This window comes from Bradyrhizobium sp. MI1.3, assembly GCF_055811695.1.
Window position 1 is genome coordinate 1 of sequence record NZ_JBVVPQ010000118.1, and the last position, 13990, is coordinate 13990.

General features: G+C 61.8%; 13 protein-coding genes and 1 pseudogene. 7 read left to right on the forward strand and 7 right to left on the reverse strand.

The window, feature by feature from the left end; translation table 11 throughout:
* Nucleotides 1–357: 357 nt before the first annotated feature.
* Nucleotides 358–2571, reverse strand: a complete 2214-nt coding sequence (locus AC0L3A_RS38380; protein ID WP_473256345.1) for a VCBS domain-containing protein — start codon at nucleotides 2569–2571, stop codon at nucleotides 358–360.
* A gap of 289 nt (nucleotides 2572–2860) precedes the next feature.
* Between AC0L3A_RS38380 and AC0L3A_RS38385 the strand changes: the two genes are divergently transcribed.
* Entirely contained in the window at nucleotides 2861–3481 is a 621-nt protein-coding gene (locus AC0L3A_RS38385; RefSeq protein WP_473256346.1) for a FecR family protein, read from the forward strand.
* A complete protein-coding gene (locus AC0L3A_RS38390; protein ID WP_473256347.1) occupies nucleotides 3475–4302 on the forward strand; it encodes a tetratricopeptide repeat protein in 828 nt (275 codons plus the stop codon). The genes AC0L3A_RS38385 and AC0L3A_RS38390 overlap by 7 nt, the downstream gene beginning before the upstream one ends.
* A gap of 1008 nt (nucleotides 4303–5310) precedes the next feature.
* Here AC0L3A_RS38390 and AC0L3A_RS38395 read toward each other — a convergent pair.
* Entirely contained in the window at nucleotides 5311–5571 is a 261-nt protein-coding gene (locus AC0L3A_RS38395; protein ID WP_473256348.1) for a hypothetical protein, read from the reverse strand.
* 1009 nt (nucleotides 5572–6580) lie between these two features.
* On the opposite strand from AC0L3A_RS38395, the gene AC0L3A_RS38400 reads away from it, so the two are divergent.
* On the forward strand, nucleotides 6581–7003 hold the full coding sequence (locus AC0L3A_RS38400) for a hypothetical protein (RefSeq protein ID WP_009859223.1): 423 nt from the start codon (nucleotides 6581–6583) through the stop codon (nucleotides 7001–7003).
* A gap of 622 nt (nucleotides 7004–7625) precedes the next feature.
* Here the strand turns inward: AC0L3A_RS38400 and AC0L3A_RS38405 are convergent.
* The 4 genes and pseudogenes from AC0L3A_RS38405 to AC0L3A_RS38420 form a co-directional block, all read right to left on the reverse strand.
* On the reverse strand, nucleotides 7626–7772 hold the full coding sequence (locus tag AC0L3A_RS38405; RefSeq protein ID WP_473256349.1) for a hypothetical protein: 147 nt from the start codon (nucleotides 7770–7772) through the stop codon (nucleotides 7626–7628).
* A 192-nt stretch (nucleotides 7773–7964) separates the two neighbouring features.
* A pseudogene (locus AC0L3A_RS38410) lies at nucleotides 7965–8383 on the reverse strand (DUF6946 family protein); the annotation flags it as partial.
* A gap of 452 nt (nucleotides 8384–8835) precedes the next feature.
* Complete coding sequence (locus AC0L3A_RS38415) at nucleotides 8836–9045, reverse strand: PRC-barrel domain-containing protein (protein WP_354129587.1); 210 nt, start codon at nucleotides 9043–9045, stop codon at nucleotides 8836–8838.
* Between the two features lie 33 nt (nucleotides 9046–9078).
* On the reverse strand, nucleotides 9079–9276 hold the full coding sequence (locus AC0L3A_RS38420) for a hypothetical protein (protein ID WP_473256350.1): 198 nt from the start codon (nucleotides 9274–9276) through the stop codon (nucleotides 9079–9081).
* Between the two features lie 1320 nt (nucleotides 9277–10596).
* Between AC0L3A_RS38420 and AC0L3A_RS38425 the strand changes: the two genes are divergently transcribed.
* From AC0L3A_RS38425 to AC0L3A_RS38440, 4 genes are all read left to right on the forward strand, one after another.
* Nucleotides 10597–11001: a hypothetical protein gene (locus AC0L3A_RS38425; RefSeq protein ID WP_009859228.1), complete on the forward strand. Its 405-nt coding sequence runs from the start codon at nucleotides 10597–10599 to the stop codon at nucleotides 10999–11001.
* Entirely contained in the window at nucleotides 11002–11247 is a 246-nt protein-coding gene (locus AC0L3A_RS38430; protein WP_157158496.1) for a hypothetical protein, read from the forward strand.
* Nucleotides 11248–11423: 176 nt separating this feature from the next.
* Entirely contained in the window at nucleotides 11424–12224 is an 801-nt protein-coding gene (locus AC0L3A_RS38435) for a hypothetical protein (protein ID WP_473256351.1), read from the forward strand.
* A gap of 577 nt (nucleotides 12225–12801) precedes the next feature.
* Entirely contained in the window at nucleotides 12802–13383 is a 582-nt protein-coding gene (locus tag AC0L3A_RS38440; protein ID WP_354129580.1) for a hypothetical protein, read from the forward strand.
* A gap of 227 nt (nucleotides 13384–13610) precedes the next feature.
* Here AC0L3A_RS38440 and AC0L3A_RS38445 read toward each other — a convergent pair.
* A partial coding sequence (locus AC0L3A_RS38445) for a hypothetical protein (protein ID WP_473256352.1) occupies nucleotides 13611–13990 on the reverse strand: 380 nt, incomplete at its 5' end.

A 13990-nucleotide genomic window follows, 5' to 3' on the forward strand; every position in this document is an offset into this window, starting at 1 on the left:
TCAGCCCAGCACCGGCCTTGGGGCATCGCCCTCTGGCGTCCTATGCAACGCTGCTGGCCCATCAGCGAAGTGGCGAACCGTCTCATGAGGTCAGCTTCGTGGGTGGAAGCGGACTGGTTTTGCTCAGGCCGGGTTCTTCGCACCTTGACCCGGAACGGACATCGCGAATCCTGCAAGTGCTGCTCCTGTCGCCTTCCGAGTATGACCTTGGAGGTTACAAGACTCATTATTATGGTGCCTGGGAGCGGACATGAAGTAGCGCGCGTTGTGCGGGTCCGTGAATGTGATCGGCGCAACCATGGGAGCGCCTCCGGAAAACGCCGATCCGTCCGGACGCGACGAAGGCGTCGGCGGCACTCAGAGGATAAGATCGTGTTGGAAGGGTAGCTGTTCGCCCTGGCCAGCAGCCTCCTGGTCGAAACGCCAACCCTCCGGCGCCGCATCGGCCGGATGGGGCCATGCGGCCGCGGCGGAATCGTGCTCCGGATTGAGCGCGGCGACGGGGACCGAGGAAGCGACTGCCGCACCCGTCGAGCTGGCACGCTGCAGTTCCGCACCCGCCTCGAAATGGAACGCGGGCTCGGCCCGGTTGTGAAAGCCTTGGTCGTCGGCGCCCTGGATGACCACGGTCACGATCTGCGGCGTGCCGTCGATCGTGGTCACGGTGAAGGTGTCGGTCAGCGCGACGCAAGGCCTCAAAGCCTGGACCTCCGGGTCGTCGTGGTCGAGCACGTATGTCCACGTGCCGCAGGTCGTCATCGTGAAACTGCCGTAGCCGTGGTCGCTCGCCTGCGGGCATGTCGTGGCCGTGAAGGTGTCGTCGGGATTGTCGACGTCTTTGTCGGACAAGGTGCCGCTCGCGCGTGGGGGGTCGTCGCAGGAATTGCTTGGCTCGGTCACGCGTCCGCAAATATCGCCGCAGACGACCGCGGCGTCGTTGCTGCCCTCGATGGTGACGGTCACCGTCTGTGCCGTACCGTCCGCGGCCCTCACCGTGAAATCGTCAATCAGCGACTGACCTGCGTTCAGCGCCTGCACAGCGCAATTGCCGTTGTCGAGCGCGAAGGTCCAGTGCCCGTCCGCGGTCATGGTGAAGCTGCCGTAACCGTGGCCGCTCGGCTCTGGACATTTGACGGGATCGAACGCGTTCGACGGGCCGTCGACGTCGGTGGCGGTCAGAAGGCCGCACGCGGTTGGGACGCCCTGCGCGGAATTGTGGACGCCGCCCGCTTCGACCACGCGACCATGCGTGTCCCCAGAGATGACGGCCGGATCGTCGGCGCCTTGGATGGTCACCATGACAATCTGCGGCGTGCCGCCGATCGTGGTGACGGTGAAGGTGTCGGTCAGGGTCTGGTACGCCGTAAGCGCGAGCACTGCGGCGCTGGCGGGATCCAGCGCGTACGTCCAGTACCCGTCGGCCGTCATCGTGAAGCTGCCGTAGCCTTTGTCGCTGGTATGCGGAGAGCTCACCGCCGTGAACGTGTTGGTCGGATCGTCGACGTCGGTGTTGGCGAGCTTGCCGGTCGCGGTCGGGACGTCGTGCGCCATGAACGCCGCCGCAATCGCGGCGGCGTCCATTGTAACCGCGGCGACGGATCCACCGGTCCCGCCGCTTATCGCTGCCGCGTCGTCGGTGCCGGCGATGTCGATCGTGAAGGTTTGGCTTGCCGAGGCAAAGCCGTCGGACGCCGTGATGGTGAAGCTGTCGGCGTTCGGCGCCTTCAGCGCGTTGATAGCGTCGTTGTTCGGTACGTAGGCGTAGGCGCCGGTCGCGCTGTTCAAGTACAGGATTCCGAAGGAGCCGGCCTTCTCGACGTCGTAGCTTGCCCCCGCGACGGTGAAAGCGCCGATCGCGGCGCCCGCGATGCCGAAGGTCGGGGTCGTGCCGGAGCCGAAGCTCGTGGCCGAGAAGCTGCCGCTGCTCGCCGAGAACTCATCGAACGCGACTGTGTCGATCTCGACCGGGCCCGACCCAAGCGTCAGTGTCGGTGGCGAATGGATCAACGGCCCATCCGGCACGAAGCTGGCCTGCACCACCAGCCCGGGAAGGGCATGTTGTGGATTGGGCCCCTCCGGCGCCTGGAAATCGATCGGCTGCAGCGTCTGATCGACCGCTTCGCCCGGAGGCGTGCCGGATCCGGACGGCCCATGGTCCTTCGAGTAGTTGTCAAGCACGTCCTGCTGCCGGCTCTGCAGGTCCTCCATCCGTGACGCGTTGTTGGCGATCTGCGCGAAGCTGACGGACGATCCGGTCTTGCTGAGGATGACCGTCTGCCCGGGATCGTCGACGATGATGTGGCGCGGCACCGGCTCCTTCGTGATGAGTTCGAAGGTGCCATGCTCGAACCCCTTGTAGGTGATGGACGCGTCGTCGAACAAGGCGAGATCGGGATCGGCGGCCCACGCTTCTTTCAGCGCCGTCAGAATCAATGCGACGAAGGACAGCCCTCCGGCCCATCCGAGTCTCGCGACGACCGGCGACTCCACAGTGCGCCCGCCGCGGACGGACGGCGGACTGCGTTGGTGCTGCGCCGGCCAAAGACCGGCGAAGACACGTGCGAGCGACATCCTACGCCTCGCATGCTGCCCGCTTCCGCCGAAGCGGCCGGACCGATCGAGTGTGAGTCCACCCGCCCACGTTCCGGTTCCGCACACCAGACTACGCTTTGTCGTCCCCAGGCTCCTTCACGAAATGTTGACTGGGTGCGCGCAAATGCGCTCTTTTGTTGGCGCTGAGCGGTCGGGACCATCGTCCGTTGCGACTAAAGAGAGGCGGTCACAACATGCGGTATGGTGCGCCGGGCGCGCTCTGCCATCATTCCGCCGAAGCGGGCTCTTCACGGACGGGAGCGGACGCATGCACGGACTAAGGACGGTTGCAGGACTTCTCTGCCTTTTGCTCGTTGCAGTGGCGTATCCGCCTGCGCCGCTTCGGGCGCAGGACGTCAAGCCAATCGGCAAGGTCGTGACCGTCGCTGGCAAGGCAGTGATCGAGCATATCGATGCCGCGGTTGTGCAGGCGAGACTGTCCGAGGACGGGGCCAGCGCGAAGGTCGGCGATCCAGTCTATCGGGGCGACGTCGTCAGGACGGGCGCCGACGGGCGCCTCGGTATCAATTTCGCCGACGGCAGCTCCTTCAGCCTGTCGAGTAACGCCAGCATGGAAATGAGCGAGTTCGTCTACGATCCGGACGGCAAGGACAATTCAACCCTGATCAGCCTGACCAGAGGCACCTTCACCTTCGTCGCCGGCAGCGTCGCCAAGACCGGGAGCATGAAGGTGGACACGCCGGTGGCGACGTTGGGGATCCGGGGCACCACGCCCCACATCGAGATTTTGGACGACGGCACGGTCAAGTTCGCCACCCTGATCGAGGAGGGCAAGGATGCCGTCATGAAGCGGAAGGCCGGTCCGACCGTTGCGCCTCCCCGGCAGCGGAGGGCCGACCGCGCTCTCGGCATCTGCCGGGGATGCTGAAGGTCTTCGGGACGGCGCCAGTTATGATCCTGCTGCTGGCCGCCCCCGCGTCGGCGCAGAAGCCGGAAGGTCAATTCCGGAACGTCGAGCTCTGCAACGCCGCCTCGTCCCCCGACCGGAGGATCGAGGCCTGCTCTGCCTTCATCGCTGCCGGCCGTGGCGGGCCACAGGCCCTGGCCATGGCCCACAACAACCGCGGCATCGCCTACGCGGCGAAGGTCGACTACGACCGCGCTGTCGCCGACTTCGACGCGGCCATAGGCATCGATCCGACCTTCGCCAAGCCCGTCAACAACCGCGGCGCGGCGAGACTGAGGACGGGCGACTACGACGCCGCGATGGAGGATTTCGACCGAGCCATCGCCCTCCAGCCGGCATACCCCGGGGCCTTCGTCAACCGCGCCGAGGCCTGGCTGAAGAAGGGCGATCTCGTACGCGCCGAAAGCGACTACACCGCCGCGACTCGTCTGAACGCCGACATGGAAGTGGCTTGGAGCGGCCTTTGCTGGATCCGGGCGAGCACGGGCGACCCGCAAGGCGCGGTGGAAGCCTGCGACAAGGCGATCGGGTCGGGCGCGCATACGGCTGCGACCTACGATTCCCGCGCGCTCGCCCACCTCAAGGCTGGACGGACCGATGCGGCCATCGCCGACTACGACGCCGCGCTACGCATCGACCCCACGCTCGCCGCCGCGCTGTACGGTCGCGGCCGGGCAAAGATCCGCCGCGGCGAGACGGCTTCGGGAGAAGCCGATGTCGCGGCCGCGAAAGCCGTCCGGGGCGACATCGCCGAGGAATTCGCGCGCTACGGCGTACCGTAGTCCGTCCTCAACGCATGCCCGTCGGAGAATGCCGTCTCTCCCCTACCGAGAGAACCTGAGCTGCAGCGTTCGAGCAAGTTTTTTTGCAGATTCTCTCCCTCCGCCATGCACGCCGAAAAAGTCTTTATCCTTCAGTGCTTCCTGAAGCGGACTATTTGGCGGCCCATATCCGAGCCCATACCTTCGATCGAAGGACTGGAAGGATAACGTGCGCCGCGTGGGTCTTGCACGGTCCTAGTCACCCACAACCTTCATCCGCCCATCCATCTGCCAGGTTGCGGCTCTCAGAGGTGCGCTTCGGAATGAAATACCTTCGAGATTATTTGGATCCGGCTCTCGCGCTCGGAGCCCCACCCGAGGGCCGACCCAAATAGCTTCGTCCCTTTGTCTTGGTAGAGCGACTAGCCGGATGTCACCGCTATCAATTCGCTTGCCATCTATCGACTTAATAATCTCTCTGTCGTCATCGGACCATTTCTGAAAGTGAAACTGCTTCCCAGCGCGCACAATGCTCGTGAACGCCGTTCCTGGTCCCTTGTGCTTGCAAATCTGCCTCACCAAGAGACCGCCATGTATGGCCCTCGGCTTTGAACCGCAGGTAATATCAATCCCGGACCTCCTGGGGGGCCGCGATCTTGCTGTTCCAGCCTCTCGTTGAAGGGAGTAGTGGGGACGGTGCACGTACCAGGTGCCCGATTCGAGTTGTTCTGCGTGGCAATGAGTGTACGGGTCACGCCAGATGTCGGAATCGGTACACAAGTACAACTCGCCGGTCGTCCGGGCTACCCGGTCGCAGGCCGAGGGTATTATCGCGGATACGGCAGGGCAGCAGTGGGAGCCGCAGCCGTTGGTGCCGCGGCCTATGGCGCTTACGGTGCTTACAACAACTGTTACGATGCGTACGGCAATTGGATTGAAACGCGCCGAGCCCATGCCGACGGCGGTTGGCTGGCGCTGGTGACCGCTGTGGCGCTCGCCGACCGGACGGCGAACACGGGCAGCAGCGTCCTACGGCTGCGTCCCGCGATCGGCATCGTTCGCCATTAAGGGCCAGTTCTTCAGCATCAGCGCCAAGTCGCCGTCCCAGATTGCTAGCGCGCCGCATCGACCGGAGTTGCGAGCGGCGCGGTCCTGACGCGCCGCAGGAGCCACGCGCGGAATTCTCGCCTGAGCCGCATTCAGGCCCGCTTGGAAAAACCGCTCGCGCTGCGCCGCGTCGAGCCGCGCCCAGCCCTGCATCGTGGCCTCGAACAGATCGATGCGCCGCATCTCGGCGTGCCTTTCAAAAGCAGATGCAGCAAAGGAAACACAAAAAACGAAAAACGCAAATATGCCGAAGGGGCGCGGTCGCGCGGTCCCCGCGTTTATCTATGCACCCAGAGGGACCCGAAACGTGGCGGGTGCGCGGAGACGGAAGCGCACAGTAGTCGCCTCCGATGCGATTTGCCGCACGGGACCGTCCTTCTGATGAGTTAACGTTAGGGAAGATGGCTGGCCTGACGGAGATCAGCGCTATGGGGTCCTTTGAAGCACTCGCCATCGTCCTTGTTTTTGTTCTGGTGGCGGTGGTCGTGACCATGCTCGTGCCGACCCGGAGACGATAGCGGACGGCGTCCCGACCCAATGACTGGAAAGCGGTTGACGACGGCGGCAGGCAGCGCGCGTTCGCGCTGTCCTGATCGTTCACGACCCGGCGGCGCTGGTGCAAATTCGCCACGGCAGGGCCATCGACGTACAGGCGGCGCACTATGTGGCGCATGTCGAGAAGCGGGACGCTGATCTTCATCGCGGCGGTCGTCGCCCGCGAACATCGCGAAGAACAACGCTTCATTGTTCGCAGCAGCGAACTCGCCAGATGGATCAGAGGTAAGGGGCATCTCGGGAAGTCCGTCGCTCAATCTTCGTAAAATCGCGGCCCAGTTCGCTGCTGCCCGGCTCTCCACGGCTGCGTCCATTGAACGAGTCACGCGGCGCTGGACCGAGAACGTAGATGCGCCGGTATGCTTGGAGAGAAGAAGTCAGTCACCATTAATGACCTGATGTTGCGCGGCTTCGAGTACCTCTCCCGTGCGTGCAATAGGGGCGCCAACTCGTCACCCTCCAGTATGCAGAGCACATTCGTGCCAGGCTATCGTGGACTTCCTTCTCATCCGGCATCGCTCATGCCGCGCCTAACGGAGTTCTGCTAGATCAGTAAGCCGTATTGTACATTCAAAGTCATTGCATTGTGCCACGAACTACTGACAAAATGGTCGGCATAGCCGGGTGAGTGGCAGTCGTGAATTTCCAGGTATCCATTTTGAAGGTACTTGCTAGCTACCCCAATGGGCTGGCGACGCTTACGGATATCAAACGCGACCTCGCATTTTTGGCAACGAGCGGCGCTGATTGGGCAAGCTACAGCAAGCGGCTGGGTGCTACGCTCCCCTCGTTGGACGTCTTCTCCTTAGGCTTTGTGCAAAGGTATTCGTTCGGTTGGCGATTGACAGCAAAGGGCGCAGCCGCACTCGAACTTATGGAACAGAAGGTGAGAGCTCCCGTCGCTAATGTCGAAGCAGAAGCGGCAACGTCGGATAGCTTGCTGGAAAAGTGTACGCCACCTGTAGGGTCCGCTGAAAAGCCTGATCAGCCGAGTAGCTCACCAATTGATCGGCGCGCGCTGTTCATGGTCATCGACGGCGGTCGAAGCCAGGCTGCATAATAGTCACAAACGGAACGCCGCGTGCGGCGTGACGGCGACAGGTCTCAGAGGGCGCTGCCCGCATCTGCGCGCGAGGAGGTTGCTAGCTGACGTGCGATCGCCGGTCCTTTGTAAACATGCCTCCGACAAGAGTGGCATCGTTCACCGGGTTCGCGAGCGGGGGAACGCTTTTATAGGCGGAGTGCCGATCAGGAGCGCGACCCGGCGTTCGGGATGAACACAGCCGCGGGCTAAGCACAGCAACAACTTGGCACAGTAGTTCTACGGCGCCGCATCTGGCGCCTGTCTCGCTTCAAAAAGCAGCGCAACCGTGACTCCGTCGTCGAGCGTCGCGCTAGAAGCTCTAAGCTCCCGCCCCCTTGAGCCGTCTTTCTCCCTGGAGCGCAACCGCCATTGTAAGCCTTGGGACCCTGGGAAATTTCCCAGGTGTCCGGCCGGTAGGTCCCCGCTAAACAGCTATTGGAACGTGGGCGAGTAGAAGAGCGAGAATGGAAGAGCTTATTGCTCAACTTGAGAAGTTTCGAGCGGAGGCAGGCTATTGTGCTCGGTTGGCGAGAACTGCACCGGATAGGCAGACGCGAGCGCTGTTCGAACGGCTCGCCGAACGGGTGCGAGAGATGGTTCAGGAAATCGAGACGACGATCGCCGCGCGAACGAAACCAAGTGGTCGCTGGGAATGATCGTCCGGTGGCAACTCCAAAGCCAGCCTCGATGCCTTCTTTGATGCACCCTTGATTGCACTGTTGTATTCTTGCTCGGTCTTGAGCATGGACTTCTTTGCATGACAGACGGTATCAGCGAACGGGTTGATTTGGAGGGCTCACTTGATGAGCGCCGGAACAACCCCTCAATCACTGTTGGCGCAAACGATACAGCCGCCGCGACGATTCACCACTCGGAATATCTGGGCGCGTCGGGTTGCAACACCCTTCCAGGGCTCGATCATTTTATTTCAGCTCCTCTAAGCGTCAAACCATTTGTAATCTTGCGAGAACGAATGGATGATCATCGCGGCGTCGTCGGTCTTGAAGCGAGCGGCTTCGAGAACTGCCGAGGCGGTGCGGTGAAATAACTGGTATCATCGGGTGGTGGACACGCAACGTCGATCAGATCACACAAGAACGCCAGCCGCTGTTGCTTCCTCGCGGATGGGTCCACATACCAATCTTTTATGGTCGGCCCAAAGGACTCATTGACCTTGCCCTCCACCGCGACGGCGATAGTGCGATTGTTCGATTTTATCAGAGCGAAAACATCCGTCTGACTTTCTCGTCCGTTATCGCGAAGTGATACCTTGTGCTCTGGGATCGCGATGAGCAACTCGGTGGCCAATCCGAACAGCCCGGCGATTTCCGGCGGCAGTCCTTCTGCGGCTTCCCAGCAATGCGCGAGTGTTCGCGCAGAGTAGCCACTACGCCAATGCTTAAAAGGGTCCGCTAACGGAAATGATCGCTAAGGCGATAATCAAGATCGCGCAAACCGGCGCTCATGACGCCGCACAGAGTTCGGCTCTGGCGATCAAGGAACTAGAACTGCGGTAGGGCATCTCGTTCCACCGGATGGCGGCGCGACCAAAGTCGCCTCATGCGACTTTTAATTTCCGATCGCCGCCCTGCTTGGAACTGAAACATTCCCCAAGGTCGGGGAGTTTGGCTCTTGGCTTCGGGGCTTCGCAACGCGCGAGGCATCTATGACCCCTCTACCAGCGGGCGACGCGTTCCTTACGGTCGCCATTATGAGCGTCACTTTCCTGACCGAGATCGCTCTTTTCATCTTGATTGGAATGATCTGAAAGGAGCGCGCTCTGGGCAGCGCGCGCCGATGCGAATGGTCTAGCTCTCCACGAACTTGATGGTTGAGACCGGCCATCTTCCATCATGGCCTGTAATCGAAATCCGGAGCCCGTGCAATTCATCCAGCCAAACGTTCTCGACCGTGCCTGCCTTTCCGTCGCTAAGGACGACGGCTTTGCCGATCAATTCGGAGTGCGCCTCACCGTACTCACTCAAAATCCTTGACGCACGAAGCTTCACCGGTGACAGCGCTCGTCCATGTTCGGCCGAGCCGTTTGCGGCTCAACCGCGCAGCTTGTTCCAGCGCTTGGCCGCTGGAATGATCGATGGTGACGGCTCTTCCAGTTCGCGGAGCCGAATCTGCATCCTAAGGTTCGCCGGTAATTCCGGCTCCGGTTTCAGCGACGCTCGTAGCCTCTCGCCGATCTCTCGAACCATGGCCGGGCTGTGTACATAGTCGATGTCGATCTGGTTGGGCATGACGGAGCCTCGGTAAGAACAACGCCACCGGCACGCCGACATCAGCCCAATGCGATTCCCCGCAACCGATCGGGGCGCGGCTGGCGATTTTGAATGGAACCGGAGACCGCCGCTTTTGGCTATCTTGCGCGAGCGCTTGTAGAGAAAAGCGGGTCAGCAACCTTTGGCTATCCGCGACATGCGCCGTGTTAGTACCGGCGAGCGGCGGTCTCACATTTCTAAAGCTCGCAGACGGCTTTCGTTCCCGTTTTCTAATCGCGACGCCAATGTTCCACTCGGAAGGAGGGAACCTAGGAGCGACTAGGCGCGCTGGCGCCGTGGTAGCAACTTCCGCTGCGGACGAAGACATCGAGCCGCGCGGCTGGTCGGAACCATTTCTGAGAGTGTCCGGTTAGCTTCTGGGGGTGATGAAGGGACCATCTCCATGAGGACCGAATATCTCGCGGCGATTGTGATAGCTGTTCTTTCCGCTGGTACCTGGCTGGCAGTCGATTCTATCGGCTCCCTGCCTTCCGAAAAGCAGTCCACGGCGGTCGCCGTGCAACTGGCGGACCGGTCAGCTGGGTCCGTGGATCCATTTCTTCGTTCTGGTGGATAACAGCCGGAGTAACTCAAACGCATTGATGCACGCCTCGAATTGGGCCGAGGTTAAATGCGGCCGTCCTGCAGCGGCTCGATGCCGCTGGCGATCTCGACCAGCTTGCGGGCGGCCGCGTCGGGGTCGACGAATGGACCTTCGGCGGCGTACTTCATGCGGCGGAGTCCCGCTTGTGCACACCATGCGATGTCTCGTCGCCTGCTAGGTCAATGCATGCCAATGCAACGCGCAGCCACTTCAAGCGATCAAGCGCGCTCGTAGCCGCTACGGCTCGCCTCATTGCCTCTTCAGCCTCGGCTGGATGATCAAAATTCCGACTCACGGAGAGCGGGTATATCCGATAAAACTTAACTGGAAACGGCGGGTGCCGCCCGGAAAACTACGGCCTGCGCCATGAGCGAGATCGACCGAACGGCGGCAAACTTGCCGATCTGCGACTGCGTCGGCAGCGACCGCGTGCCGATCGTGTCTGAAATGTTCAATCCGCACACGGGCCGGACCGTGACAATGTTCCAGTGCAGGCAGTGCGGATATGTGACGTGGGATGATCGACCCACATTTCCTTCGCCGTGGGGAGCCTCTGGGTGAGACGGGCCTGCGAGATTACAGGCACGCTTGGCGTGTACTGGATTCGCACAGCCACCGGCCTTTACCCAGTCTTAACGCTGGTTGTGCCGATCATCGGGCTCTCGCGCGAACACCGAGGGAGAGGCTTCCTCCAGATGCTGAAAGACGGCACTTACAGGGCGTGGCTCAAGACCCCGCTCGGCCAAGGCACCGGCATTGCCCATGTTGCAACCGGCAGAATCTGGGGCCGCAGCAGCATTATGACCTACAACGGCACCTGCGAAGTCGATGGAGATCGATTCACCGCAATCGTATCGATCAAACGGCATACCGATGAGCATGTAACTATCTTCGGCGCCGATGACCTCACGCTCAAGCTTGAGGGAACGTGCTCCGGCAAGATAGGTCGCTATGTCGGGACGGCAGAAGAGGTGCCGGGAGTGCTCTTCGAGGGAACGCTCATCCTCACCGAGGAGGAGCCGCCTTCGCTAAAGGCGAGCGAGTCGACGCCAACGTTCAACCCGAACAAACTTCCCAAACTGCCGAAGCGCTCCCGCTAAATGACCCCGCAAGCCGGTACGCCTTCGCTCGCTTCTTGCGGGCTTTGCGACCGGCTCGCGATGCCGATTGAGCGCGCGCACAACGCCGATGCGGGCGAACATCGTCGGGCCACCGAGGTCGGCCACCAGCATCAGCGCCTCGATCGCGGCCTGCCATTCCGGCGCGTCATGCTCGCGCTTTGGCAGCTTGGTGATGAACGTCGCGGCGTCGTGCAGGGTGATCAGCTTGCAGCCATCTGGCAGTAGGATCGGATCGTCGAAAGTCCGCTGCCAGCCTCGGTATTACGCTACTGCGGCTCGTGCTTGTCCGTCAGTTCTCGCACCGCCAAGCTAAGCTCCAGCTCTCGAAGCCGTTCTATCAGCAGTTCTACGATATCCTCGTAGTCGGAGGGCGATAGCGAACTCACACCGCGCAACGTCTGTTGCTGAAGACGGTCGACACCCTGCTGATCATCCCGAACCAGAATCTGTTCCGGGTGGCCAGCGAGAAGACCACGTTCGCCGATGCCTTTGCCCTTGCCGACCAGGTGCTTTATTCCGGCGTGGCCTGCATCAGCGACCTCATCGTCAAGGAAGGCCTAATCAATCTCGATTTTGCCGACGTCCTCTCCGTCATGAAGGAGAAGGGCAAGGCCATGATGGGACGGGGCGAGGCCTCCGGCGAGAAGCGCGTGCTTGCCGCTGCTGTGGCCGCGATTTCCAATCCATTGATCGAGAATCCCTCGATCAAGCGCGCCAGTGGCCTCATCATCTCTATCACCGGCGGCAAGGATCTCATGCTGTACGAAGTCGACGAAGCTGCGACCCGCATTCGCGACGAGGCCGACCCGGACGCCAACATTATCGTCGGCGCGTCGTTTGACGATAGCCTCGACGGTATCGTCCGCGTCTCGGTGGTGGCGACCGGAATCGATAATCTCGACCCGGCGTCTCAGGCGCAACCGGTGGAAACCGCCATCGCCCAGCTCGCGGGCAGGCTGCGCAACGACGGCCGCCGCATCGCCGATCGCATCGAGCGCAGTGCACCCCTTCCGCAAGTGGAATGCCCGCCGCCCCGCTCCGAAGCGCGACAGCCCGTGGGGCAACCGGCAAGGGCGGCTCCGGAATATGCGCGCCACGCGGCCGACCGGCCGCTCGATCCTTACGGCCGCACCGCTGCGCGCAATGCGCCCGATGAGGCTATTCTCGATATCCCGGCCTTCCTGCGCCGCGCCGCCAACTGAACGGTCGCAGGAGGGGAGTTACGGTCGTCATCCCGGGGAGCGACGAAGTCGCGAGCCCGGGATCCATTGTGAACAAGCGTTCAAGATTAACCCCTTCGCCGCTTGCTGGATCAATGCTTTAGCTCGCCGATCGGCGTCGGGACGCCACGCCGATTTACACGCTGGGCCAACTTCCGGGCTTTCTACCGCGATGTTCATCCGAAACCGTCATGGCGGCACCTGCTCGTGCGCGCCGATCCGACTGGCGAGTTTTCGCCGGACAATTGCCTCTGGCAGGGTGGAAGACGGTATCGGGGGCGATCGACCGCTCGATGACCGAGGACAGGGCGTTACTGCTCGCGTCCTCAAGTCGTTGACGCCGCAGCGGTAAAGGCCCCTTCGAGGGAGGCCGGAAGGCATGATCCAGATCAAGGCTGCCGCTTGACTGCCGCCCAAGGAATTCGCGCAGTAAGTTGCTCAACCCGTTTTCTGGGCTGGACGCTTTGCGGTTGGATCGCTGCGCTGGTGAGTGTGGTGGGCCGCGACGATCCCCACCCCCGCCGCCGTTTACTGCCCGGTGATCTGGAGCATGTCACCAATGAAACGCTGTCTCGTTGCTTTCGCAATCGCCGCCAGCCTGTTCGCACCAGTTGCGCACGCCAACGATGTCTTGGAAGCCAAGTTGCGGGCCTACGTTCCGGTCTTCTCCCTCGCCAGAGTATGTGACATCACGATCAATGACGCCACCTCGGGTGACCACCGCGCCACGCTTGAAGCGGTGAAATCTGAGCCGAATGCTGAGAAACTCGCCTACCGCCTCCATTACGAAACGCAGACGGCCTACATCAAAGCCCGCGACGGAGGTCAACGGGTCGCCTTCTGCAAAGACTTCATCGCAGCCAACAGCCAATACGCCAAGGCGCGCGTCACCGCCGTGGTCGAGGACCACATGAGCCACGTCAGCACTAATGTGCAGAAAGCGATTGCCTACAACGTCTGTGGAGCGAACACCTACGCCAAGCTGTCCAAGGCCGACTGGAAGCCGTACGCGCTTACCAAGAAGATGCTTGAGATCGAGCATAAGCTGGCCAAGGAAAACGCCGAGACGAACGGCTGGAACGTCGCCGAGGAAACGACGGCGGTCACGGAACAGTTCTGCGCCGCGGTAAAAACCCGATGAGCATCGCCGCCGCCAAAGTTCGAGCCCCGCTGATGCGTCTTTGCGCGGCTTTGACACGATGCCTCCAGCCCGAGCCTGAAGGCGTGCAGCACCGCCTCATGGCGTCGGCTCCGCAGCGCATGGAGGTCCGACTTAGCAGCAACTACCGCGATCACCGAGCGGAAAGCCTTGCAGGTCCTTGGTTGGAACATCGTTTCGTCCGAACATTTCCAAGAATGGTCGCTTCGTCAGTGCGAAAAGTTCTGGCGATCCAATATAGCTGGAATACTTGCGCGCCGACCAGACGTCAGAGGCGTCGGCGGACGACCACTCAAACAACGGACGAAACTTTCGTTTTGGGTCCAATCGGGTGCCCGGTCAAACAACAATGATATCTCGGGTGCGAGGCGCACACGGGCCAGTTTTCCCGAGCGCCCTGGCGCATCGACCACCCTATCGAGCCGTTGACGAAATTCCGTCGCGGTTCCTTCGGGCAGCTTTTTGAGTAAGACCTCAACCAGCCGCCCGGCGGGAGCATTCAAAGCGTCCGTAGCCGCGCAGGGCGCCTGCCATGTCGTCCGTGCTATGTTGCTTTCCGGGCATCGAACGGCGGCAGGATGCTTGATAG

Bases quoted from the DNA above. Each gene is read 5' to 3' on its own strand.
- AC0L3A_RS38385 (WP_473256346.1), top strand. From the start codon at position 2,861: ATGCACGGACTAAGGACGGTTGCAGGACTTCTCTGCCTTTTGCTCGTT.
- AC0L3A_RS38405 (WP_473256349.1), bottom strand. From the start codon at position 7,772: ATGCTCAAGACCGAGCAAGAATACAACAGTGCAATCAAGGGTGCATCA.
- AC0L3A_RS38380 (WP_473256345.1), bottom strand. From the start codon at position 2,571: ATGTCGCTCGCACGTGTCTTCGCCGGTCTTTGGCCGGCGCAGCACCAA.
- AC0L3A_RS38390 (WP_473256347.1), top strand. From the start codon at position 3,475: ATGCTGAAGGTCTTCGGGACGGCGCCAGTTATGATCCTGCTGCTGGCC.
- AC0L3A_RS38440 (WP_354129580.1), top strand. From the start codon at position 12,802: ATGAAACGCTGTCTCGTTGCTTTCGCAATCGCCGCCAGCCTGTTCGCA.
- AC0L3A_RS38420 (WP_473256350.1), bottom strand. From the start codon at position 9,276: ATGCCCAACCAGATCGACATCGACTATGTACACAGCCCGGCCATGGTT.
- AC0L3A_RS38430 (WP_157158496.1), top strand. From the start codon at position 11,002: ATGACCCCGCAAGCCGGTACGCCTTCGCTCGCTTCTTGCGGGCTTTGC.
- AC0L3A_RS38395 (WP_473256348.1), bottom strand. From the start codon at position 5,571: ATGCGGCGCATCGATCTGTTCGAGGCCACGATGCAGGGCTGGGCGCGG.
- AC0L3A_RS38425 (WP_009859228.1), top strand. From the start codon at position 10,597: ATGCTGAAAGACGGCACTTACAGGGCGTGGCTCAAGACCCCGCTCGGC.